This window comes from Bacteroides sp. AF34-31BH (assembly GCF_003602795.1).
Classification (GTDB): domain Bacteria; phylum Bacteroidota; class Bacteroidia; order Bacteroidales; family Bacteroidaceae; genus Bacteroides; species Bacteroides uniformis.
The window spans coordinates 1-797 of the sequence record NZ_QTLV01000039.1; the positions used below are offsets into that span (position 1 = coordinate 1).

Genomic DNA, 797 nt, shown 5'->3' on the forward strand with positions numbered 1-797 from the left:
TGCTCACGGTTCAGCAGATAGTCCTGCTGGCCTATGGCAGCCGTCTGTTCCACAGTCTTGTCCAACAACTGTCCGAACAGCACATTCACACGATGCCGGTTCTCGTCCACATGTATATTTTCGTTCCATTCCACGTGGACTATCAGTTCATTCTGGTCTATCTGCGGCATACGCTCCTTGGCTATGGAATAAAACAGAAAGACACAAAGAGGAATAGAAACCACACAGAATATGATACTTACCGTCTTATGGGAAAATACCCAGTCGATGCCCACATCATAAAAACGGTCCAGCGTATGTTCCTTCAACGGATTGTTGATGCGGATGCGGGAGAACCACGACCTGCCGCGCAACCCCGTCCGGTAGACCAGCATATAGAGGACCGGCAGCAGCATGATACCCGTGAAGTAGGAAACCAGCAGCCCCACCGTAACAGAGAATGCCTGGTCATAGAAAAGCGCTCCCGCAATGCCGCTCATAAATATCAGCGGCACAAACACGGCAACCGTGGTCAGGGATGAGCTCAGCATCGGCGTCACCACCTCACCCGTACCCGCCACGCAAGCCCGCCTCAACGAATAACCCCGTTCGCGGTACTGCGAAATATTTTCCGTGACAATGATGCTGCTGTCAATCATCATACCCAACGCCAGAATCAATCCGGACAGAGAAATGATATTGAGCGACATCCTGAACAGATAGAAGAACAAGAAACAGATTACAATGGACACCACCATGCTCAGGCCGATGATGAACGGCGACTTGACATCCCCCAAGAAGAGTACCGCCACAATGCA

General features: G+C 51.1%; 1 protein-coding gene. It reads right to left on the reverse strand.

What is annotated here, in order from left to right; all coding sequences use genetic code 11:
- On the reverse strand, window positions 1–797 hold a 797-nt coding region (locus tag DWZ67_RS19955), incomplete at both ends, for an efflux RND transporter permease subunit (protein WP_133302964.1).